The sequence below is a fragment of the Pseudomonas sp. VA159-2 genome, assembly GCF_024126635.1.
GTDB classification, from domain to species: Bacteria; Pseudomonadota; Gammaproteobacteria; order Pseudomonadales; family Pseudomonadaceae; genus Aquipseudomonas; species Aquipseudomonas muyukensis.
The window spans coordinates 48,791-70,667 of record NZ_JAMYBV010000017.1; the positions used below are offsets into that span (position 1 = coordinate 48,791).

At 65.6% G+C, this 21,877-nt stretch carries 18 protein-coding genes; 14 read left to right on the plus strand and 4 right to left on the minus strand.

The features are described from left to right. Nucleotides 1-2 precede the first annotated feature (2 nt). Together NJG22_RS17165 and NJG22_RS17170 are read right to left on the minus strand one after the other, a co-directional pair. Complete coding sequence (locus NJG22_RS17165) at nt 3-425, minus strand: DUF1294 domain-containing protein (protein ID WP_253096204.1); 423 nt, start codon at nt 423-425, stop codon at nt 3-5. Further along, complete coding sequence (locus NJG22_RS17170) at nt 425-1,255, minus strand: undecaprenyl-diphosphate phosphatase (RefSeq protein ID WP_253096207.1); 831 nt, start codon at nt 1,253-1,255, stop codon at nt 425-427. The genes NJG22_RS17165 and NJG22_RS17170 overlap by 1 nt, the downstream gene beginning before the upstream one ends. 299 nt (nt 1,256-1,554) lie before the next feature. On the opposite strand from NJG22_RS17170, the gene NJG22_RS17175 reads away from it, so the two are divergent. The 10 genes from NJG22_RS17175 (at nt 1,555) to NJG22_RS17220 (ending at nt 12,341) form a co-directional block, all read left to right on the plus strand. Beyond that, on the plus strand, nt 1,555-3,189 hold the full coding sequence (locus NJG22_RS17175; RefSeq protein WP_253096209.1) for a methyl-accepting chemotaxis protein: 1,635 nt from the start codon (nt 1,555-1,557) through the stop codon (nt 3,187-3,189). A gap of 188 nt (nt 3,190-3,377) precedes the next feature. Further along, nucleotides 3,378-3,944 (plus strand): nicotinamide riboside transporter PnuC, encoded by a 567-nt coding sequence (gene pnuC, locus NJG22_RS17180; RefSeq protein WP_217848156.1) that lies wholly within the window; start codon nt 3,378-3,380, stop codon nt 3,942-3,944. After that, nucleotides 3,941-4,492 (plus strand): AAA family ATPase, encoded by a 552-nt coding sequence (locus tag NJG22_RS17185; RefSeq protein WP_253096211.1) that lies wholly within the window; start codon nt 3,941-3,943, stop codon nt 4,490-4,492. Before pnuC ends, NJG22_RS17185 begins: the two co-directional genes overlap by 4 nt. Before the next feature lie 301 nt (nt 4,493-4,793). Continuing rightward, nucleotides 4,794-5,234, plus strand: a complete 441-nt coding sequence (locus tag NJG22_RS17190) for a hypothetical protein (protein ID WP_253096212.1) — start codon at nt 4,794-4,796, stop codon at nt 5,232-5,234. Nucleotide 5,235: 1 nt separating this feature from the next. Beyond that, nucleotides 5,236-5,808: an adhesin gene (locus tag NJG22_RS17195; RefSeq protein WP_253096213.1), complete on the plus strand. Its 573-nt coding sequence runs from the start codon at nt 5,236-5,238 to the stop codon at nt 5,806-5,808. Nucleotides 5,809-5,858: 50 nt separating this feature from the next. After that, complete coding sequence (locus tag NJG22_RS17200) at nt 5,859-7,169, plus strand: heme utilization protein (RefSeq protein WP_253096214.1); 1,311 nt, start codon at nt 5,859-5,861, stop codon at nt 7,167-7,169. Between the two features lie 64 nt (nt 7,170-7,233). Then, nucleotides 7,234-7,914 carry a C39 family peptidase gene (locus NJG22_RS17205; protein ID WP_253096215.1) on the plus strand — a complete coding sequence of 227 codons (681 nt, stop codon included), beginning with the start codon at nt 7,234-7,236 and terminating at the stop codon, nt 7,912-7,914. 33 nt (nt 7,915-7,947) lie between these two features. Beyond that, entirely contained in the window at nt 7,948-8,685 is a 738-nt protein-coding gene (locus NJG22_RS17210) for a hypothetical protein (protein ID WP_253096216.1), read from the plus strand. A 46-nt stretch (nt 8,686-8,731) separates the two neighbouring features. Further along, entirely contained in the window at nt 8,732-10,003 is a 1,272-nt protein-coding gene (locus NJG22_RS17215; protein WP_253096217.1) for a hypothetical protein, read from the plus strand. Between the two features lie 136 nt (nt 10,004-10,139). Further along, complete coding sequence (locus NJG22_RS17220) at nt 10,140-12,341, plus strand: LTA synthase family protein (RefSeq protein ID WP_253096218.1); 2,202 nt, start codon at nt 10,140-10,142, stop codon at nt 12,339-12,341. A 172-nt stretch (nt 12,342-12,513) separates the two neighbouring features. Here NJG22_RS17220 and NJG22_RS17225 read toward each other — a convergent pair whose 3' ends face one another. Continuing rightward, nucleotides 12,514-12,951 carry a PACE efflux transporter gene (locus tag NJG22_RS17225; RefSeq protein ID WP_253096219.1) on the minus strand — a complete coding sequence of 146 codons (438 nt, stop codon included), beginning with the start codon at nt 12,949-12,951 and terminating at the stop codon, nt 12,514-12,516. 317 nt (nt 12,952-13,268) lie between these two features. Between NJG22_RS17225 and wecB the strand changes: the two genes are divergently transcribed. Genes wecB through NJG22_RS17245 form a run of 4 tightly spaced genes read left to right on the plus strand, consistent with a single transcriptional unit; the run spans nt 13,269 to nt 20,438 of the window. Then, nucleotides 13,269-14,423, plus strand: coding sequence for a UDP-N-acetylglucosamine 2-epimerase (non-hydrolyzing) (wecB, locus tag NJG22_RS17230; RefSeq protein WP_253096220.1), 1,155 nt, complete (start codon nt 13,269-13,271; stop codon nt 14,421-14,423). After that, nucleotides 14,420-16,594 carry a cyclic di-3',5'-guanylate-activated glycosyltransferase NrfB gene (gene nrfB / locus NJG22_RS17235; protein ID WP_253096221.1) on the plus strand — a complete coding sequence of 725 codons (2,175 nt, stop codon included), beginning with the start codon at nt 14,420-14,422 and terminating at the stop codon, nt 16,592-16,594. Before wecB ends, nrfB begins: the two co-directional genes overlap by 4 nt. Next, a complete protein-coding gene (locus NJG22_RS17240) occupies nt 16,591-19,593 on the plus strand; it encodes a phage receptor (protein ID WP_253096222.1) in 3,003 nt (1,000 codons plus the stop codon). Before nrfB ends, NJG22_RS17240 begins: the two co-directional genes overlap by 4 nt. Continuing rightward, nucleotides 19,593-20,438 (plus strand): DUF4434 family protein, encoded by an 846-nt coding sequence (locus tag NJG22_RS17245; protein WP_253096223.1) that lies wholly within the window; start codon nt 19,593-19,595, stop codon nt 20,436-20,438. Before NJG22_RS17240 ends, NJG22_RS17245 begins: the two co-directional genes overlap by 1 nt. A 143-nt stretch (nt 20,439-20,581) precedes the next feature. On the opposite strand, the gene NJG22_RS17250 is transcribed toward NJG22_RS17245, so the two are convergent. Then, nucleotides 20,582-21,877, minus strand: a complete 1,296-nt coding sequence (locus tag NJG22_RS17250) for an ATP-binding protein (RefSeq protein WP_253096224.1) — start codon at nt 21,875-21,877, stop codon at nt 20,582-20,584.

Genomic DNA, 21,877 nt, shown 5'->3' on the forward strand with positions numbered 1-21,877 from the left:
AATCAGAACCAGTGCCCCAGCCAACGGCCATTCAGCAGCAGGTGATCGATCCAGAACAGCTGGTGCACCGCAACAATGGCCCAGAACACCAGCTGATACGACAGCTTGCGGGTCTTGTGGCGCAACAGCTGCTGGGCCAGCAATGCCCCCGGCCAGCCCCCCAGCAGCTCGCTGGCATGCAACACCTTTTCCGGCGTACGCCAGGCCTGGGTGCGTGCCTGCTGCTTGTCCTGCCAATACAACAGCAGGCTGATCACGCTCACCGCCGGATACAGTGCCAACGGCAACCACGACTGGCCGCTGAGGCCCATCTGCAGGCCGCCCAGCACCGGCAACAGGCACAGCCCCGCCAATACCAGCAACTTCAGGCGCGCATTGCGCACGCCCTGGGCCTCTACCCGGCCCTCTGTCCGTGCCCGCGCCATCAGCCGCGCGCCGTCGCCCAATCGACCCAGCCAAACTCCCAGGTGGCCAGGATCAGCAAGCCAAAGGCAATGCGGTACCAGGCAAATACCGCGTAACTGTGGTTGGCGATGAACTTGAGCAGTCCGCGCACGGCAATCATGGCGAAGATGAACGACACCACGAAGCCCAGGACGAACACCGGCAAGTCGCCGGGCTGGAACAGCTCGCGGTACTTGTACCCCGAATACACCGCCGCGCCGACCATGGTCGGCATGGCCAGGAAGAACGAGAACTCGGTGGCCGCCTTGCGCGACAGGCCGAACAACAGGCCGCCGATGATGGTCGAGCCCGAGCGTGAGGTCCCCGGGATCATCGCCACGCACTGGATGACACCGATCTTCAAGGCATGGCTCCAGCGCATCCCGTCGACATGGTCGACTTCCACCCGGTGCTCGCGCCGCTCGGCCCACAGCATGATCACGCCGCCCGACACCAGCGCGGCTGCCACCGTGACCGGATTGAACAGGTACTCATGAATCAGGTCGGCGAACAGCACGCCCAGCACCACCGCCGGCAGGAAGGCGATCAGCAGGTTGGCGGTGAAACGCCGCGCGGGGGCCTGCGTCGGCAAGCCGAGCACGACATCGAGGATCTTGCGCCGAAACTCCCACACCACCGCCAGGATCGCGCCCAGCTGGATGATGATGTTGAACGCCATGGCGCGTTCACCGCCAAAGCCAATCAGGTCGGCAACGATAATCTGGTGCCCGGTACTGGAAATCGGCAAAAACTCCGTCAGGCCTTCGACCACGCCCAAGATGATTGCCTGCAAGGCACTCCAAAAATCCATCCATCCCCCAAGTGCGACGCTGCCCGTGGCAGGCCGCATATTTTGATTTATCTACAGGTACCGCACGCGGCGACGCTGTTTTACAGCGACCGTTGGTCCCGAAGCCAGCTGAAAAGTTCAGCGGCCTAAAGGTTTCATCTGGCGCGGCCGAAATCTTATCAAAGCCAGTGTTGCAGCTCCTGTATTACCTGCAACATGGCTTGTCAGGTTTTACCCATTAGCCGTTGGTCGTCTGGGGGCCTGTGGCAAAGCATGCTTGGATGCAGACGAAAAAAAGAACAAGACTGGAGTAACGCATCATGAAGACCCTGAGGTCGATGTCGATCAGCCGCCGCCTGTGGCTGATCCTGCTGGTGGCGGTGGCCATGCTGGTGGTCCTGGGCCTGTTGCTGTTGCGCCAGTTGCATGGCGACCTTTACCAGGCCAAGGCCGAGAAGACCCGCCACGTGGTGCAGACCGCCGCCGGCGTGCTGGCCTACTACCAAGGCCTGGAAGCCGCCGGCAGCCTGACCCGCGAGGCCGCGCAGCAGCAGGCCCTGCAGGTGGTGCGCGGGCTGCGCTACGACCACAACGACTATTTCTGGATCAACGACCTGCAGCCAAAGATGATCATGCACCCGGCCAATCCCAAGCTCGATGGCCAGGATCTGTCGGCGATCCGCGACCCCGACGGTTTTGCCGTGTTCAACGAAATGGTCGCCCTGGCGCGCAGCCAGGACGCAGGCCCGGTCGACTATCGCTGGCCCAAGCCCGGCGCCAGCGAACCGGTGGCCAAGACCTCCTACATCCAGCTGTTCAAGCCCTGGGGCTGGGTCATCGGCTCGGGGGTGTACATCGACGATGTGCAAGCCGAGTTCGCCCGCCAGTTGCGCGATGCCTCGCTGGTCGGCCTGGCCATCGCCCTGGCGATGGCCCTGCTGGTGATGCTGATCGCCCGCAGCATCGCCCGTCCGCTGCAAGAGGCGGTACAGGCCATGGGCACCATCGCCAGCGGCGAAAGCGACCTGACCCGGCGCCTGGACACCCACGGCCGCGACGAGATCACCCACCTGGGCGAACACTTCAACCGGTTCAACGGCAAGTTGCAGGGGGTGATCGGCCAATTGCAGGGCGCCGCCCATGCCCTGGCCGAGTCTGCCGGGCATGTCGGCGACAACGCAGGCGCAGCCCAGGCCCGCAGCGCCCAGCAGTCACTGCAGATGGACCAGGTGGCCACCGCCGTCAACGAAGTCACCTACGCCGTGCACGACGTGGCCAAGCACGCCGAGCAGGCCGCCAGCGAGATGCGCAACGCCCAGGCCCAGGTTGGCCATGGCCAGCAGGCGATCCATGGCAGCCTGCAACAGATCGACCGACTCTCGGCGACCATCGACCAGGCCGTACAGGTAATCCGCGAGCTGGCCAGCCACAGCACCAAGATCGGCGGTGTGCTCGAGGTGATCCGCTCGATCGCCGAACAAACCAACCTGCTGGCACTCAATGCCGCCATCGAGGCGGCGCGTGCCGGTGAACAGGGCCGTGGCTTCGCCGTGGTCGCCGACGAAGTGCGCCTGCTGGCCCAGCGCACGGCCCAGTCGACCGCCGAGATCCAGACCATGATCGAGCACCTGCAAGGGCAATCGGAGGCAGCGGTGCGCGCCATCGATACCAGCAGCGAGGCTTCGCGCCAGACCGTCGAGCAGGCCCGTGAGGCCGGCAGCAGCCTGGATGCCATCAGCCAGGCCCTGGGCAACCTCGGCGCGCTCAATGCCTCGATCGCCAGTGCCACCTTGCAGCAGTCCCATGTGGTCGAGGAGATCAACCGCAACGTCACCGAAACCGCCGACCTGTCGCAGCAGACCGCCGAAGCGGCGCGCCAGTCCAGTGATGCGGGCAGTGCCCTGGCGCAGTTGAGCGAGGAACTGGAGCAGCTGCTCAAGCAGTTCAAGGTGTAGCGCGGGGACTTGGAGTGTGCGGCAGCGCTGTTGCCCCGCCATCGCACCCGCCAGAACAATGACCATCGCGGGGCAGGCTCGCTGCACAAGGCGCGCCCTGCCCGCACACCGGCGATGAAGCGACTTCGCTTGAAGCCTGTCGCTCGAAGCTTGTAGCATCGCCCCCTTTCCCAGCCCAAGGATCGCCGATGTCCGGCCTCGAACTCTTCGCCGCCGCGCTCGGCGTCATCGCCGTCTGGCTCACCGTCAAGCAGAACCCCTGGTGCTGGCCCATCGGCCTGGTGATGGTGGTGCTGTACAGCTGGATCTTCTACGAAGTGAAGCTGTACTCGGACATGCTCCTGCAACTGGTCTACGCCGTGCTGCAGCTGTACGGCTGGTGGCAATGGACCCGCCCGGACCGGGTCGAGGACGCCCGCCAGGTCAGCCGCCTGGCCGCCGCGCCGCTGCTCAAGGGCCTGGCGGCGGGCCTGCTGGCCAGCCTGCTGCTGGGCGCCGGCATGGCCCACTGGACCGACGCCGCGCAGCCCTGGCTGGATGCCGCCCTCACCGGCTTCAGCCTGGTGGCGCAGCTGTGGATGGCGCAGAAGCGCCTGCAATGCTGGGCCCTGTGGGTTGTGCTGGACGTGATCTTCGTCGGCCTGTTCCTGTACAAGGGGCTGTACCTGACCGCCGCCTTGTATGCCTTGTTCACCCTGATCGCGGTGCGCGGCTGGCTGGAGTGGCGCCGCGACCCGGCGCTGGTCGCGGCATGAAGGTCCTGGTGCTGTGTGGCCCGGAATCCAGCGGCAAGAGCTGGTTGGCCGGCGAGATCCAGGCCCACTTCGGCGGCGTGCTGGTGGGCGAGTACGTACGCCACTTCATGGAACGCGAGCAGCGTGACACCTGTTACGCCGACATCCCTACCATCGCCCGAGGCCAGCTGGACTGGGAAGACCAGGGCCGGGCCCAGGCGCCGGAGCTGCTGATCCTCGACACCCACCTGCTGAGCAATATCCTCTGGAGCCGCGCGCTGTTCCATGACTGCCCCGCGTGGCTCGAGCAAACCCTCGCCGAGCGCCAGTACGACCTGCACCTGCTGCTGCGCCCCGAGGGCGTCGAGTGGATCGGCGACGGACAGCGCTGCCAACCACGGCTGGAAGATCGCCAGGCATTCTTCGACGATAGCCTGGCCTGGTTGCAACGCCATCGGCAGACCGTGCAGATCATCGATGGCGACTGGGCGTGGCGCAGCGCCGTGGTGCTGCAGGCGGTACAGCGGCTGCTTGATGGCAAGCCGCCATACTGCCCCACCGAGTGTTAGCCTGCCGTTACAAGCTGCCCCGCCCCGCCCCCCGTGTTTGCGGGCCCAGCGCCAAATCTGGGGGGAGTGTCTCAGGCGCGCAACAGCTTTGTGAAAACCTCGTGGATTCCCCGTCAATGCCGGGTTTGCCGACAGTGCGCCTGTGGGTTTGTCTCAGCACTGATACAACGACAAGCCGGCCCGGCCTATCACATCGCACAAGCCATTGATTCATAGGCGCTAACAAAAAGCGGCACACCTTCTGCTCTGCCCTTGGCAACGCGCGGCGCCAGGCCGACACGCCAAAGAAGGAATTGCCATCGTGGGGAAACCAGAAAAAGGCATGTACCGCCTCCTGCTGCTCGGCTGCGCACTGGGCTCGGGCCTCAGCCTGCCGGTACAGGCCGACAACGGCATCGTCGTCATCACCCGTGAAGTCCAGGTACGCAATGCCATCCGCCCGCCAGTGATCCCCGACCCCAGCCCGGTCACCGTCAACACCAATCCCTCGGCGCAGATCCTGCGCCAGACCAACGAACTGAGCGACGGTGACTTCGCCGGCATCAGCAGCGGCGCGGGCATCAATTCGCTGATCACCCAGCAGACCAGCAGCCTCGGCACCAGCATCAACACCCAGACGCAACTGCCGAACATTGCCGGCGGCCGCGGCTCGAGTTCGGCTGGCAATGGCATCGCCAACATGGTCAATGCCAACGTTCAGCAAGGCCTTGGCGCGCTGAAGATCCTCAATGGAGGCCAGTGACATGAGGCGCTCGCTGCTGATGCTCGTCACCCTGTGCAGTGCTTCGGTCTTCGCCCAACCCCCGGTGGTCAACAGCGCCACCATCGACAGCTCCGGCGCCCGCTACCAGGGCAACCTGGGGGGCAACCAGGCCGCCGGCGACCAGCAGCAGCAGGTCAACGCGCGGGCCATCGCCATCGGTCATGACGCCACCGCCAGCACCCAGATCCGCCAGCGCTCGCGCAGCCTGGTCGACCCGGCGCTCGATGCCCAGGCGAGTATCCAGGGCAATGCCTTCAGCCAGGGCAACGGCATCCTCGGGGTCAACCAGGGCGCCGGCGCTAGCAACCAGCAAGCCAACGCACTGCGCATCAGCGTCAGTGCCCAGCCACAAAGCATCGACGACAGCGTCCTTCTGCAACAGAACGTGGCGCTGCTCAACAGCTCGGATTCAACCGCCCCGACACCCGGCCATCGCCAGGTCAGCACCAGCGACCAGGCATTCACCGGTAGCCGTGGCGTGGTGCAGTTGAATCAGAGTGCCGGGGTGGGCAACCGAACGGCCAACACCCTGAGCATCCGGGTCGCTGATTGACCCAAACCTGCAAGACAACACTTAACCTAAGAAAAGTACGGAGAATCACCATGAAACCCTCGATGGCACTCAAGCCTCTGGTTTTCGCAATCGCTGCGATCATGGCTGTAGCTGTACAAGCTGGGCAGAACGACCGGCGTGGCAATGACCACCATAATGGCCACCATAACAACGGTCACCACACCCCTCCTCCGACCAAGATCCCTGTATATGCCACCGCCAATGCCTGGGACAAGCAAAGCAGCACTGGCAACCGCATCCGCAACGAAGGGACTGTCAATGAAGCTGAAATGAGCAGCTCGGCCTCCGGCACCAGCGGCAACGTGGGTGTCAACGTGGCGGCCGGTGCCGGCAACCAGCAGGACAACGCCGCCGCCATCGCCAATGCCGGCGCCGACTCCAGCCTGGACAACAGCTTCGTGTTCGGCTCCGCCTCGGCCACCGCCGATGTGCGCCAATACAGCAACAACAACCGGGTCGACAACTACGGCACCACCAACTCCGGCATCATGAGCGGCTCGGGCAACAATGGCAGCGGCAACATGGGCATCAACGTGGCCGGTGGCGATCTCAACCAGCAGAAAAACACCATGGCCATTGCCAACTCCAATGCGCCACTGGGCAACGCCACCGCCACCGCCTCGGCCGACCAGAACGGCCCAGGCCTGACCGTGAACAACAACGCCGACCGCACCTACCGGGTCGACACCCTGTCGTTCACCACTACCAAGTCCGGCAGCGCCTCTTACAACAAGGACTCGAACTACAGCAAGGACAGCAGCGCCTCGTCGAGCTGGGAAGCGGCCGGCGCCAACAGCTGGAGCGCCAATGGCTCCAACAGCTCCAACGCCAGCGGCTCGCATAGCCGTGACTCCAGCTCGTCGGCCAGCGGTTCGTTCAACGCCTCGCTGGAAGCCTCGGCAGACGGCAGCGTGACCCGCACCCAGGACTTCGGCCGCCACGAGCGCAGCCGCACCGACTCGTTCGATGCCTCGCTCAACGCCTCGATCGACGCCTCGTATGAGAAATCGCACGAGAAGTCCTCCAGCTCCTCGTTCGAGAAGGCCTACGACTCTTCGTTCGAGAAAGCCTACGACTCCTCGTACGAGAAGTCGGGCAGCGCGGCCAACGAGTCGTCCAAGTCGGGTTCGAAGAGCTTCAGCGAATCCAGCTCGTATGACCTGAGCAACACTGTGTCGTTCCAGGTCCTGACCCCGACCGGCTGGGCCAACCCTGTGACCAACACCGCTACCCTGAGCGGCTCGGTCAACGGTGGCAGCGGCAACCTCGGTGTCAACGTGGCTGCCGGTGTGGGCAACCAGCAAAGCAACTCGCTGGCCATCTCCAACACCTCGTTCTGAGTGCAACGCCCATGAGGCCCCCTTCGGGGGGCCTTTCTTCGAACAGGACCAGGAGGCACCGACCATGCGTATGATCGCCCTGGCGTTTGTGCTGTGCATGGCCAGTTACAGCGAGGCGGCGCAAATGCCGCTTTCGGTGTTGCCGGGGGGCGCGGTGATCTACAAGCCCATCCAGAGCATCCGCGAGCGCAAGTTCGCCGACCTGGTGCAACAGAAAACCGACTTCAGTTGCGGCGCCGCGTCGCTGGCAACCATCCTGCGCCAGGCCTACTGGCTGGATGTGAACGAGGAGCAGGTGATCGAAGGCATGCTGGCCCACGCCGACCAGGACCTGGTCCGCGTCCAGGGCTTCTCCATGCTCGACATGAAGCGCTACGTCGAAAGCCTGGGCATGCGCGCGCGCGGCTACCGAGTGGCCGCCGAAACCCTGGCCAGCGTGCGCATCCCGGTGGTGGTGCTGATGGACATCCGCGGCTACAAGCATTTCGTGGTCCTGCAGCGCGTAGACAAAGGCTGGGTGTACATCGGCGACCCGGTGCTCGGTCACAAGCGCTACAAGGTCGAGGATTTCCTCAAGGGCTGGAACGGCATCATCTTCGCCGTCATCGGCCAGGGCTACGACAAGGCCAATGCCTTGCTCGACCCGCCATTGCCCCTGAGCGCCAGGGACAGGGTCAACCGCTTCACCCCGGTCAAAGATGCCGAACTGATCGACTTCGGCTTCATCCGCAGCGATTTCTTCTAATGACAATCGAGCACGACGCTCCGGGAGCATCCGATGAAGACCCCAGCCTGGCTCACCCTGATCTGCCTGGCCGCCGCCATGCCGGTCCAGGCAGAAACGTTCAAGCCCATTGAACTCAAAGACCAGGAGCTGGCGAACCTGCGCGGGCGCTACGTGATGCCCGGGCGCATCGTCAGCTTCGGCATCGTCATGTCCACCACCTGGCAGAACGCCAATGGCGATGTCATCGGCGCGACCTCCTCCATGCAGGTCCAGCAGACCACCATCAAGCCGCAGTTCTACGTCTCGATGATCGACAAGAAGGGCTCCGGCCTGGGCAACGCCGAAGGCCGCGGCACCGTCACCGGCGGCGGCGGCCTGAACACCAGCGAAGGCGTCACCCAGGTGGTCAGGGCGGCCGGCGACAACAACACCGCCTACAACAACGTCGATATCAACGTCAGCAGGGCCAGCCAGGCGCCGGACATGCCGCAGCAGGGCCAGGTGCTGGCCGCCGGCACCACGCTGGTGGGTGCCAATGGCGCCGGCTCGCTGAGCGTCTCCGCCAGCGGCGGCGGCGTGCAGCTCAATGTGCTGGCCAGCAACAACCAGGGCAGCAGCCTGCAGCGCATCGCCCAGGGCGGGTTGCTGCAGAACGCGACGCTGCTGGGCGACGGCAACCGGGTCAGCAACCTCACCTCGCTCAACGTGGTGCTGCGCGACAATATGGCCGCCACTTCGCTGAACGGCAATCTTGACCAGCTCAAAGGGCTTCGCGGCTTCGGATACTGATCTACGCTGACGCTCATCGTATGTTGTCTGAAGGGACGGCTAACCCATGCACCGATCGTTGACGTTCAGAGCTGTAGTCTGTTTGAGTACGCTGGCCCCCGCCACCGCGCTGTATGCAGCCGCGGATCCTACGGTCGAGGCGCTCAAGCAGGAGCTTCGCGAGCTGAAACAGCGCTACGAAGCCCAGCAGAACGCCCTGATGGTGCTCGAACAACGTGTGCGCCAGGTCGAGGAAGCCCCTGCGCTGGCGCCGCCCAAGCGCCTGGTGCGCTCGCCCTCGACGCCAGCCAAGGGCGCCGAAACCGTGGCCACGGCCAATGGCGGCAGCTCCTACGGCCAGTCGCTCAAGGAAGATTCGGAACCTGCGCAAAGCGTTTCCAACCTGTACGACGAGGCCAGTGGGTTCTTCGGCGGCGGCAAGTTCAGCGTCGAGACCGGCCTGACCTACACCCACTACGACACCCGGGCGCTGACCCTCAATGGTTTCCTGGCGCTGGATTCGATTTTCCTCGGCAACATCAACATCGACCGCATCAAGGCCGATAACTGGACGCTGGACCTGACCGCCCGCTACAACATGGATCAACGCTGGCAGTTCGACATAAACGTACCGATTGTCTACCGTGAAACGACCTATTCCTCAGGTGGTGTCAGTGGTTCCGGCACCAGCGCCTCGGATGCCTCGGTCACCCGTGATCCGGCCATTGGCGATGTCAACGTGGGGGTCGCCTACAAGTTTCTCGATGAATCGGAGAACTGGCCGGACGCGGTGGTCACGCTACGGGTCAAAGCCCCAACGGGCAAGGACCCTTATGGCATCAAGCTGATCCAGGACCCCACCAACGACAACCTCGCGGTTCCAGAAAGCCTGCCCACCGGCAACGGTGTCTGGGCGATCACCCCAGGGATCTCGCTGGTCAAGACCTTCGACCCCGCCGTGCTGTTCGCCAGCCTGTCCTATACCTACAACGTGCAGGACTCGTTCAGCGATGTCAGCCCCCAGGTGAACAGCAAAGTGAAGGGCGATGTCAAGCTGGGGGACTCCTGGCAAATCGGCGGCGGCATCGCCTTCGCCCTGAACGAACGGATGAGCATGTCGTTCTCGGTCACCGACCAGTTCGCTAGCAAGAGCAAGATCAGACCCGACGGCCAGGACTGGCAGTCGATCACCAACAGCGACTACAACGCCGCGAACTTCAACGTGGGCCTGACCTTCGCCGCCACCGACAACCTGACCATCGTGCCCAACCTGTCCATCGGCCTGACCGAGGATGCCCCCGACTTCTCGTTCAGCCTGAAATTTCCCTACTACTTCTGAGCCGGCCCCCATGCCGGCCCCGTTTTGCGGGGCCGGCGTTTCGTAACCAGCCTTGTCCTACAGCACCTTCATACGCCCAGCCTGATATCATCCAGCAGATTTGTGTGACGGTTTGATGGCAAGAAGGAATGCTGCAGTGAGAAATTTGCTTGACCACCCTCGGGCCCGGCTGATCGCCCTGGCCAGCCTGGTGCTGGTCATCCCCCTGTGCGCACGTGCGCTGCTGGGCTGGTCGGACCCGCTCGGTTACCTCTCGGACCTGGCCATCGGCGCCCTGCTGCTGCTCCTGTTGCAGCGCTGTCCGCTGTGGCTGGCGCTGCCGCTGCTGCTGGCCTGGGGCGGGCTGATGATCGCTTCGGCCGAACTGGTCAGCGCCGTGGGCCGCCTGCCCAACCAGGCCGATCTCACCTACCTGTTCGACCCACAGTTCATGGAAAACTCCACCGGTGGCGGCCTGGCGCAGCCCTGGCTGCCGTGGTTGCTGGGTGGTGCGCTGCTGGCCTGGCTGGCCAGCGCCTGGCGCGCGCGCCGGCAACGCCCCGCCGCCTTGCCGCGCAAGGCCTGGGCGCTGCCGGCAGTGTTGCTGGTCGCCCACTGGGGCAGCCAGCAACTGGTGCCATCGGACGCCGACCAATGGCGCCAGTACAACCTGCCTCACCAGTTGCTGGCCGCCGCTACCGGCGCGCTGCAACACCACGCCCAGGTGCTGGTGGCCGGCGAAACGCCGGTGACGCCGCTGCCGATCAACGGCCTGACCCAGGCCGACCTCGATGGCCGCCGCCTGCTCGACGGCCCCGGCGCGGCCCGCAACCTGCTGCTGATCACCGTCGAAGGCATCCCCGGCGCCTATATCCGCAGCAACCGCCAGGCCATCGGCGGCCGCTTCGACGACGAGCTGATGCCCAACCTCAGCCGCTGGGCCGAGCGCGGCATGAACACCCCCGACTACGTGTTGCATACCCACCAGACCATCCGCGGCCTGTACGCGATGCTCTGCGGTGACTACGACAAGCTGGCCAACGGCACGCCCAAGGGCGTCGAGCTGCTGACCCAGGGCCTGCGCAACCAATCCTGCTTGCCCGCGCAGTTGCGCCAGGCCGGGTTCACTACCCACTACCTGCAAGGCGCCGGCCTGCGCTTCATGGCCAAGGACCGGATCATGCCGCACATTGGCTTCGAGGCGGTGCACGGCCTGGAGTGGTTCGCCAACGACAACTACCTGGAGTTCCCCTGGGGCAAGGACGACAGGGCCTTCTTCGAAGGCGCGCTGGATTATGTCGGCGAGCTGCGCAAGCAACCGCAACCCTGGATGCTGACCTTGCTCACGGTCGGCACCCACCAGCCCTACTCGGCGCCCGAGGCCTACCTGCAACGCCATGCCACCGCCAAGCAGGCCGCCGTGGCCTATCTGGACGACGCCCTCGGCAGCTTCCTCGACAGCCTCGAACGCCAGGGCGTACTCAAGGACACCCTGGTGGTGGTCACCTCGGACGAATCCCACGGCATCGATGGCGTGCGCCTGGCCTCGGCCTGGGGCTTCAACCTGACCCTGGCCCCGGAACAGGCGCAGTTGCCGCACCTCAAGCGCGGCACCTATGGCCATGTCGACCTGAGCACCTCGCTGCTCGACTATTTCGCCCTGCCGATCCCGGCGGCGCTGGGTGGCCGCTCGTTGTACCGCGACTACGAGAGCGGCCGCGAGATGATTTCCTACACCAACGGCGTGCTGCGCTACCACGATGGCCAGGGTACGTTCAGCGAGTGCGACTTCCAGCAACGCTGCCGGCGCTACGCCAGCGAGGGCTTCATCGCCGCGCAGGCCAAGTACCTGGGGCGCGGCGCCGACAGCGTCGGCCCGCAGATCAGCCTGCTGGCCGCGACCCTGGACCAGTCCTTGCTGCAAACGCCGCTCAACCTGCGTTACCAGTTCGGCGGCCCGTCGCCCATTGCCCTGCAGGCCCGCATCCGCGACGACTGGGCCGACAACCTGATCGGCGCGCAGTATCTGGAAATGCCGCAAGGCACCCGCACCAAGGTGCGCTTGAAGGTCCGCGCCCTCGACCCGCGGCATGACGCCTACATTCAGCTCAAGGCCAAGGAACTGGAGCAGGATGTCCAACTGGGCCTGCCCGAGCAGATGCGGGTCAGCGCTGACCAGCCGCTGGAAATGGAGTTCGACTTCGACAACCCGACCGTGCGCAAGGCGTTTTCCTTCCACTTGCTGGGTTACGGCGGCGGAGAGGTCGAGGTGAGTGATTTCAGCGTGATCACTGCCGTGCCGGGTGAAGAGGAGCTACCCGAGGAGCTGATGGACGCTCCCATCGCCCACTCCAGCTGAGTGACCGTTTCCCCCCGCACCGGCTGTGCCGGTGTTCGCCGGCAAGCCGGCTACGCTGATTGCGGCCAGCCTGGCCGGTAGGAGCCAGCTTGCTGGCGAACCAGGCGACGCGCTGGCTGGCACCGGCCGTGCCGGCTCCTGCAGTGTCACCCAGCCCGCTGCAAACCGACCCTCAGCAGCCCTTGGCGGCTTCCTGGGCCGACACCGGCACGTCGAAGACCTTGTCGAAGCCCCATTGGAAAACAAAGGCGTAGACGAAGAAGAACACGAACAACGCCAGGTTGGTCACCAATGCCGCCCACAGGCTGATGCCCAGCCAGTACGCCACCAGCGGCAGCAGGATCAGCACCAGCCCACCCTCGAAGCCCAGCGCATGCAGCACGCGACGCATGAAGGTGCGGCTGCGCTTTTGCTGGCGCGCCTCCCAGCGCTCGAACGCCCAGTTGTAGGCCATGTTCCAGCTCAGGGCGATGCCCGACATCAGGATCGACAGCACCGTCGATTGCGCCATGCCCGCGCCGAACGCCAGTTCCAGCGCCGGCGCCACGCAAGCCACGGCAATGGCCTCGTAGAGAATGGCCTGAACGACTTTGCGCGCCTTGCCTTGCATGTGCAGCTCCCTCAGAAAAGACCCATCACGTTACTAAAACTGTCCTACAAGTAAAAGTCAGAAATACATTATTGACTGACCGTTCAATCAAGAAAAACTAGCATAAACGTTTCCGCAAGCTGCATCTCCCTGGTGTCCGGCCCCCTTCCCGCGCCGACACGACCCCGCTTGCATGACGCCTCGCCAGGGCTTGCCCTGCCGCCGCAAGGGTCATCGGGCACATTGGACAACCCTGCAATCGGCTGCTTGTATCTATCACGTGCGAGCGGCGACACGTCGTACAACTTCGTCCAGGGAATCGAACGAGGAACTCCACCATGGCCTATACCGTGATGATGGTATTCGGTACCCGCCCGGAAGCGATCAAGATGGCCCCGCTGGCCCGGGTACTGCGCAATTGGCCCGAGGTCGACCTGCGCATCTGCTCCACCGGCCAGCACCGCGAAATGCTCGAGCAGGTGCTCACCGCCTTCGGCCTGACGGTCGACCAGGACCTCAGGGTGATGACCCAGAACCAGACCCTCAACGGCCTGTCCCGCGACCTGCTGGACAAACTCGACCAGGCCTACGAACAGGCCAGGCCGGACATCGTCCTGGTCCACGGCGACACCACCACCAGCTTCATCGCCTCGCTGGCGGCGTTCCACCGGCATATTCCCATCGGCCATGTGGAAGCCGGGCTGCGCACCGGCAACCTGCAGCAGCCGTGGCCCGAGGAGGCCAACCGGCGCCTGACCGGGGTGCTCGCCGACCTGCACTTCACCCCCACCCGCGACTCGGACGCCAACCTGATCCGCGAGGGGGTAGCGCCCGAGCACATCGAAGTCACCGGCAACACGGTCATCGACGCCCTGCTGTGGATGCGCGACCACCTCGCCGAACAACAGTGGAAACCCGCCGCCGACTCGCCCCTGGGCGTGCTGCGCGATGATCAACCCATGGTGCTGATTACCGGGCATCGCCGGGAAAACTTCGGTCACGGCTTCGAAGGCATCTGCAAGGCCCTGGCGCAACTGGGCGAGCACTACCCGAGGGTGCAGTTCGTCTATCCGGTGCACCTCAACCCGCAGGTGCAACAGGCTGTGTATGGCGTGCTGTCCGGGCGCAACAACATTCACCTGATGCCGCCCCAGGACTACCAGCACTTCGTCTGGTTGATGAACCGCGCGCACATCATCCTCACCGACTCCGGCGGCGTGCAGGAAGAAGCCCCCGCCCTGGGCAAGCCGGTACTGGTGCTGCGCAAGGTCACCGAACGGCCCGCCGTGCTCAAGGGCGGCACGGTCAAGCTGGTGGGTACCGATATCGAGCGCATCGTCGCCGAAACCCGGCAGTTGCTCGACGACCCGGCGGCCTATGCGCGCATGGCCCAGGTCTACACACCGTTCGGCGACGGCCATGCCAGCGAACGCATCGCCGAGCGCCTGAGCCGCTGGTTCGCCGAGCAATCTGCCGCACGGGACGACGCATGAGCCTGGCCTTCATCGATTTCCTCACTTATGTGCTGTTCGGCCTGAAGATCCTGGCCATCGTCCTGGCCACCTTGATGTTCGTGCTCGGCCTGGACGACCTGTTCATCGACCTGTGCTACTGGGGCCGCAAGCTGATCCGGCGCTTTCGCATCTACGACAAGTACGAGAAAGCCGACGAGAAGCGTCTGTTCGAGGTGCCGGAAAAGCCCCTGGCGATCATGGTGCCGGCCTGGAACGAGGTCGGCGTGGTCGGCGAAATGGCGCGCCTGGCGGCTTCGACCATCGACTACGAGAATTACCAGATCTTCGTCGGCACCTACCCCAACGACCCACAGACCCAGGCCGACGTCGATGCCGTATGCCTGCACTACCCCAACGTGCACAAGGTGGTCTGCGCCCGCCCCGGCCCCACCAGCAAGGCCGACTGCCTGAACAACATCATCGATGCCATCCTGCGCTTCCAGCAGGACGCGCGCATCGAGTTCGCCGGGTTCATCCTGCATGACGCCGAGGACGTGATCTCGCCCATGGAGCTGCGGCTGTACAACTACCTGCTGCCGAACAAGGACATGATCCAGATCCCGGTGTACCCCTATGCCCCGGAATGGAAAGGCTTCACCGCCGGCCACTACGTCGATGAGTTCGCCGAGAACCACGGCAAGGACGTGATCGTGCGCGAGGCCCTCACCGGCCAGGTGCCCAGCGCCGGCGTCGGCACCTGCTTCAGCCGCCGGGCGATCAGCGCGCTGCTCGAGGACGGCGACGGCATCGCCTTCGATGTGCAGAGTCTTACCGAAGACTATGACATTGGTTTCCGCCTGAAGCAGAAAGGCATGAAGTGCATCTTCGCCCGCTACTCGATCACCGACCCCGCCCTGGCCCTCAAGCAGGACTGGCGCCCCGGCATGAGCCGCGAGTTCGCCCAGGTGATCTGCGTGCGCGAGCACTTCCCGCGCGACTGGCAACACGCCATCCGGCAGAAGTCGCGGTGGATCGTCGGCATCGTGTTCCAGGGCACCAGCAACCTCGGCTGGAGCCGCAAGGGCGCGCTCAACTATTTCCTCTGGCGTGACCGCCGTGGGCTGTTCGCCTACCTGCTGAGCTTCCTGGTCAACCTGTTGCTGCTGGTGCTGCTGGCCATGTGGCTGGTCACCGTCATTGCCCCCGAGTCGTGGCGCTTCATGTCGATCCTCAGCGACAGTCACCTGCTCACCACGCTGCTGTGGCTCAACGGCCTGCTGCTATTCAACCGCTTGTTCCAGCGCTTCTGGTTCGTCACCCGCTACTACGGCGTCTTCGAGGGCCTGCTGTCGGCGCCGCGGATGATGTGGAGCAACTTCGTCAACTTCTTCGCCAACCTGCGCGCCCTGCGCCAGGTGATGGAGATGGGCGACTCGCGGCGGGTGGCCTGGGACAAGACCACCCACGAGTTCCCCGCCCTCGCCTCGCCGGCACGCACGCCGCTGGGCCAGCGCCTGGTGGAAAAAGGCCTGATCAGCCAAGCGCAACTGGAACAGGCGATCACCAGCCCAGTACGCCGACGCCTGGGCCGCGAGCTGCTACTGCGCGGCTGGATAGACAGCGAGCAGCTGGTCCAGGCCCTGGCCGAACAGCTGGACCTGCCCTGGGCGCCGCTCAACCCGTTCAAGATTGCCCCAGCACTGATCGCCAAGCTGCCGCGCAAGCTGGCTACCCACTACGGTGTGCTGCCGGTGGAGGAAGACGGCCAGACCCTGGTGCTGGCCAGCGAAAGCCCGGTCAGCCAGGTGTCCCTGGGCGTCATCAGCCGCCAGCTCAAGCGCCCGGTGCGCGCCCGTCTGGCCCCCCAGGGCCGGGTCACCCTGGGCCTGCGCCACCACTACCCCAGCCCCTGGCAAAAACCGGAAACCCGCGAGATGCTCGCGGTGCTGGAGCGTCATCAGGACGACGCCGCGCTGCTGGAAAAAGTCAGCAGCCACCAGGTGATGCTTGGTGCCCTGCTGCAAGTACGCGGCATGGTGCCGGTCACCCTGTTCAACCAGGCGCTGATCGACTTCAACCCCGAGCAGCAGAGCCTGGGCGAGCACCTGATCGCCCGCGGCATCATTACCGAAGCCGTGCTGCAACAGGCCCTTGCCGAACAGGCCAGCGAACAGCAGGCGGCCTACGAACTGACCCGGGAGGTGGCATGAAGCCGCGTATGTCCCTGGCGCTCGCCAGCCTCTTGCTGTGTTCCTCCACCCTGGCCGCGACAACCGCGCCGATGACCGACTTCCAGCGTTTCACCAGCTACCCGTTCATGGAGCGCGGCTACCGTGAAGCGCAGAAGGACAACTGGGCGGAGGTCGAGCGATTGACCCGCCACGTGCTCAAGCGCGTGCCGAATAACAATGAGGCCCGCGCCCTGCTGGCAGAATCCCTGGCGCACCAGCGGCGCTACCAGGAGGCCGAGGCCATCGCCGAGGACCTCGACGACAACCCCGAGCACGCCGACGCCCTGCTCGAACTGCGCCTGACCTGGATCGCGCAGGATCCGCCGCCGGCCAGCCAGGTAGAGGCCTGGCTCGCCAACAGCCAGGGCCAGCAGCGCGTGCGCCTGTGGCAAGCCTATAGCGTCAGCCTGGCCAAGTTCGGTGGCGCGGCCAAGGCGCTGGAATGGCTCAATCACCTGCCGGTGCGCGATGACGGCCTGGTGCTGCGCACCACCAGGGCCAACTTCGCCGAGCAACTGCGCAACTGGGGCGAGACCATCGAGCAGTTGCAACCCCTGGCCGACCAAGGCCAATTGCCCGCCGAAGATTGGCAGCGCCTGGCCAATGCCTATGTACAGCAGGTCGACGAGAAAGGCCTGAACACGCTGCTGGCCAGCGCGCCCTCCCAAGAGGCTGCGACCCGAACCCGCCTGGCCATGGCCAACCGCGCCATCGCCATGGGCCACAACCAGCAGGCCGAGCGCTGGTTGCAAAGCCTGCCCGAGCAGCAGCTGCAACACCCCGAACAACGCCAACAACTGTGGGAACTGGCACGCGAGGGTGACGACGCGCCGCTGGTGCGACGCCTGAGCAATGAACTGCAGCGCCCCTGCCTGGAGACCGTCGACTGGCTGTCGCGCAAGGACCTTGCCCTGGCCCGCGAGCAACTGGGCCAATGCCAGGCCAGCGACAACCAGCGAAGCTATGCGATCCTCAAACAACGCCTCTACGGTGATCCGCCCCAGCCCCCACAACCACGTACCGTGGCGCAATGGGAGCAGCGTTACCGCCAGAGCGGCGACCTCGCCGCACTGGAGCAGGCCACCTTCATGCTGCTCGAGCAACGCCAGGCCGACCGCGCCCGACAGTTGCTCGAACACGCCTACGACCAGCGCCAGGGGCGCCTGACGCCCTCGCTGTTGCAGCGCCTGGGCAACCTCTATGCGCGCAGCGACGGCCCCCTGAGCACCGCGCGCATGCTCGCCCTGGTGCCGCAGGTCGATGTCATCACCCGCAGCCAGTTGCTCGCTCGCCTGGCCGAGGCCGGCCAGTGCGACGCGGTGCGCAAGGTCATTCCGGCCAACCCGAGCGAAGCTGGGCAGTATCGCGCCCTGGGCCGCTGCGCCATGCCCGACCAGCCCGGCGAAGCCGTTGTCTACTACCAGGCCGCCGAACGCCTGGGCGACCACGCCAGCCGCCTGCCCCTGGCTTATGCCCTGGAGGCCTCCGCTGACTCCGAGGCAGCGCTGCCGATCTGGAATAGCCTGCCGGCTGACGCCTGGACCGACAATGCCCGCCTCACGGCAGCGGGTGGAGCCCTGAATGCCGGCGACGCCAACGCCGCGCGTCGTCATTGGGATGCAGCCGCGCATCGCAATACCGACGACTGGGCGCTGGGCGCAGCCATCGCCCAACGCCAGGGCGACGTCCAGCAGGCCCTTGCCTTCCAGCGCGAAGCACTGCGCCTCAGCCCACGCGCCGATCACTACTACGCTGCCGCCGGCACCGCGCAACAGGCCGGCGACACGGCCCAGAGCACGGCCTGGCTGGCCGAGGCGGTGCGCCTGGCGCCCGAACAGCCGCGCTACCGCGCCGACTACGGCATGCGCCTGGCCGGCGCCGAGGACCAGGCCCTGCGCCGTCAGTCGATCCCCTACCTGCAACGCGCCACCGGCGACTTCCCCGAGGACTACCGCCTGGGCGAGACCCTGGCCCTGCGCTACGACGAAGCCGAGGACAGCGCCGCCGCCCGTGCCGAGTTGCGCCGGGTACTGGACGTGGAGCAGAACCTGGTCGACGGCGGCGACGAGTACGGCAGCCTCGATGCCCGCAAGTATCGTCAGCGCCGCGCCCATGAAACCCTGTCGCGGCGCGACACCATCACCCTGGCCAGCACCTGGTCGCCAGCCGGCACTTCGACCAACGACAAGTTCCTCGACACCGGCGAGCGCAGCGGCACGTCGCGCAAGGCGCGTTCGCAGAACGTCCAGCTGGCCATGTGGGACCATGCCCTGGGCGAGGAGCCGAGCCGCAACGGCACTACCCTGTCGGTGTATGGCCGGGTGCTGTTCGGCGGCCAGAGCCGCACCGACTACGCCCAGAGCATGGGTACCGGCGTGGGCCTGCGCTACAAGCCGCTGGGCCAGGCCAACCTCAACCTGTACGCCGAGCTGTACCACCAGCGCCAGATCGACAGCGAGCACTACAACGGCCTGAGCCTGGGCGAGTTGCTCAGCCCGGCCAAGGTCGGCGGCAACTGGGGCGACCTGCGCCACCACGCCGAGTCGAGCAACGACCTGCTGCTGCGTGCCACCGCCTCGTTCCTCGACCAGGGCAAGTACCGCAACGACTGGCGTGTCGACGAGGATGACTGGGACGAGCGCTTCCTCTACCTCGACGCCGCCTGGTGGACCCGCGCCGGCGACCATGCCTGGCTATCGCGTTTCCAGCAGGGCCATGCCTGGAAGTTGCCTGGCAACTCGCCGCAAAGCATCATGCCCTACGGCTTCATCGAGTTCGCCAGCCAGGACCCGAGCAACGACTGGCGCCAGGATGCCCGCGCCGGGGTGGGGGTGCGCTGGCAATGGTGGTTCGACGACGACCGCTACAACGCCTACCGCGGCTCGCTGAAAGTACGCGCCGAGTACCAGCAGGCGCTGGGCGGCAACCTCTACGTGCGCGCCAATGGCGTGCTGGTGGGTGTGGAGATGAACTTCTGATGCGCACCTTACTGGTAATCTGCCTGCTTGCCCTGTGCCTGCCCGCCCAGGCCGACCAGCGCCTGTTCTACCAGCCGCTGAATCGCGATGCGAACGTCACCCCCGGGCAATGGCAACAACTGTGGCGAGCCACCGTGGCCCAGGGCGGCAAGACCCTGATCGTGCAGTGGAGCGCCTATGGCGACAGCGACTTCGGCGGCGCCCAGGGCTGGTTGGCCAGCAGCCTGCGCCAGGCCCGGGAACAGGGCCTGGAACTGGTGCTGGGCCTGTACATGGACCCGGCCTACTACCAGCGCCTCGAAGAACTCGACGGCGAGGGCCTGAACAGCTACTTCAAGGCCCAGTTGGGGCGCTCCCTCACCCAGTACCAGCAGCTCAAGGCCGACTGGGCGCTGCCGGTGTCCGGCTGGTACCTGCCACTGGAGCTGGACGACCTGCACTTTCGCGACCCGGCCAGGCGCGATGCGCTGTACCGCCAGTTGCAGGCATTCAACCGGCAACTGGACAAGCCCCTGCACATCAGCACCTTCAGCGCCGGGCAGCTGTCGCCACGGGTCAATGGCGCGTGGCTCGATCAACTGGCGAGCCTTGGCCTGAATGTCTGGTGGCAGGATGGCGCGGGGACCGGGCGCTTGGCGCCAATGGTGCGCCAGGGCTATGAACAGGCGCTGCCCTGCCGGGTGGGGATCGTGCGCGAAGCGTTCCGCCAGGTCAGCCAGGCCGGCCAAGCGTTCCGCGCCAAGCCTGCCGAACCGGCCCTTGGCGGTGGCTGTCATGCCGAGGCGGTGTTCGCCTTGCGCTACCGGCCCTGGGCCAAGGATGTACTGAAACTGGACGCGTTGTAGGAGCGGCCTGACAGCCCTGGAAAGACACGACAGACAACTATTCCAAGGCCGCCCCCCCTTGTATAAAACCCTCGAAGCCCACATTCGCAAGCAGGATCGCTTCGTGAGCTGGGCGGCACGATGAAGCCGCCCCAGGCGCTGCATCAACCCGCAGGTAGGCGGATCCTGAACTGCGCCCCGCCCAGCGCCGACTGCGCCACCGTCAGCGTGCCGCCCTGCCCCTCGATGGCCCGCCGGCTGATCGCCAGGCCCAAGCCGAACCCCCCGGTATTGCGATCGCGGCTGCGATCGAGCCGGTAGAACGGCTGGAAGATCCGTTCGCGCTCCTCGGGCGGGATGCCGATGCCATCGTCCTCTACCGTCAACAGGCAGGCCCCGTCTTCCAGGCGCAGGCGCAGCAATAGGCTCTCGTCGCAATAGCGCATGGCATTGCGCACCAGGTTCTGCACCGCCCGGGCGGTCAGCCGCGGGTCGAGCACGAACCGCGGCAACTCGGACTCGCAGCGCACTTCCCACTGGATGCCGCGGCTGTCGAGCTCCTCGGCGAAACCGCCGAGCACGCTGTCGACCAGCTCCAGCAACGACACCTCGACCCGCTCGCGGGCCTGCTCGGCATTCTCCAGGCGGCTGTACGACAGCAACTCCAGCACCAGCTCGTCGAGCTCGCGCACATGCCCCACCAGCTCCAGCAGGCGCTTGCGGCTGGCCGGCGGCACCTCGTCGTACAGCAGCACCAGGCCGAAATCCAGCCGGGTCAGCGGCGTGCGCAGCTCATGGGACACCGCGTTGAGCAGTTCGCGCTGGTGGTTGACGTGGCGCTCCAGGTCACCGGCCATGGTGTCGAACACCCCCGCCAGCTCGCCAATGTTCGAACGCGGCGGAATCTGCGTACGCTCGCTCATGGCGCCCTGGCCCAGGCGCCGGGCGGTTTCCTTGAGCCGCTCCAGGTCGCGCCAGTGCGGCCAAACCCACAGCAGCAGGCAGCCGAGCATGGCCGCGCCGATCAGTACCGTCACGCCCCAGGACAGCAGGTTGATGTCCAGCGGGTCGTCCGGCGAGTGCAGGCGCACCAGCCATTGCGAGTCCAGCGGCGCCAGCGCCGTTTCGTAGTAGCCCCAATCGGCAAGGCGCACCACGTACAGGCCCTGCGCCAGGCGCGCCTGCTCCGCCGGCGCGAGGCCGGCCTGGTCGATGCGCTGCAAGGTCACTTCCAGCGGGCTGAACGCCGCGGCCAGGTCTTTTTCCAGCGCCGGCCACTGCGCCTGCGGCGTCTGCTGGAACTGGCGAACGATCAGGGTCTGCACGCCCTTGGCCTGATCCAGGTTGTAGGCCATGAAGCGCTCATGGAACAAGCCGACGATGGCATCGGGGATCAGCAGCAAGGCACCGGCATAGGCGACGATGATCACCAGGTACAGGCGCACCAGGATTTTCAGCAT

Bases quoted from the DNA above. Each gene is read 5' to 3' on its own strand.
- NJG22_RS17225 (WP_253096219.1), bottom strand. From the start codon at position 12,951: ATGCAAGGCAAGGCGCGCAAAGTCGTTCAGGCCATTCTCTACGAGGCC.
- NJG22_RS17175 (WP_253096209.1), top strand. From the start codon at position 1,555: ATGAAGACCCTGAGGTCGATGTCGATCAGCCGCCGCCTGTGGCTGATC.
- NJG22_RS17200 (WP_253096214.1), top strand. From the start codon at position 5,859: ATGAAACCCTCGATGGCACTCAAGCCTCTGGTTTTCGCAATCGCTGCG.
- NJG22_RS17170 (WP_253096207.1), bottom strand. From the start codon at position 1,255: ATGGATTTTTGGAGTGCCTTGCAGGCAATCATCTTGGGCGTGGTCGAA.
- NJG22_RS17165 (WP_253096204.1), bottom strand. From the start codon at position 425: ATGGCGCGGGCACGGACAGAGGGCCGGGTAGAGGCCCAGGGCGTGCGC.
- NJG22_RS17215 (WP_253096217.1), top strand. From the start codon at position 8,732: ATGCACCGATCGTTGACGTTCAGAGCTGTAGTCTGTTTGAGTACGCTG.
- NJG22_RS17185 (WP_253096211.1), top strand. From the start codon at position 3,941: ATGAAGGTCCTGGTGCTGTGTGGCCCGGAATCCAGCGGCAAGAGCTGG.
- NJG22_RS17195 (WP_253096213.1), top strand. From the start codon at position 5,236: ATGAGGCGCTCGCTGCTGATGCTCGTCACCCTGTGCAGTGCTTCGGTC.
- NJG22_RS17240 (WP_253096222.1), top strand. From the start codon at position 16,591: ATGAAGCCGCGTATGTCCCTGGCGCTCGCCAGCCTCTTGCTGTGTTCC.
- NJG22_RS17205 (WP_253096215.1), top strand. From the start codon at position 7,234: ATGCGTATGATCGCCCTGGCGTTTGTGCTGTGCATGGCCAGTTACAGC.
- NJG22_RS17245 (WP_253096223.1), top strand. From the start codon at position 19,593: ATGCGCACCTTACTGGTAATCTGCCTGCTTGCCCTGTGCCTGCCCGCC.
- NJG22_RS17250 (WP_253096224.1), bottom strand. From the start codon at position 21,877: ATGCTGAAAATCCTGGTGCGCCTGTACCTGGTGATCATCGTCGCCTAT.
- pnuC (WP_217848156.1), top strand. From the start codon at position 3,378: ATGTCCGGCCTCGAACTCTTCGCCGCCGCGCTCGGCGTCATCGCCGTC.
- nrfB (WP_253096221.1), top strand. From the start codon at position 14,420: ATGAGCCTGGCCTTCATCGATTTCCTCACTTATGTGCTGTTCGGCCTG.
- wecB (WP_253096220.1), top strand. From the start codon at position 13,269: ATGGCCTATACCGTGATGATGGTATTCGGTACCCGCCCGGAAGCGATC.
- NJG22_RS17210 (WP_253096216.1), top strand. From the start codon at position 7,948: ATGAAGACCCCAGCCTGGCTCACCCTGATCTGCCTGGCCGCCGCCATG.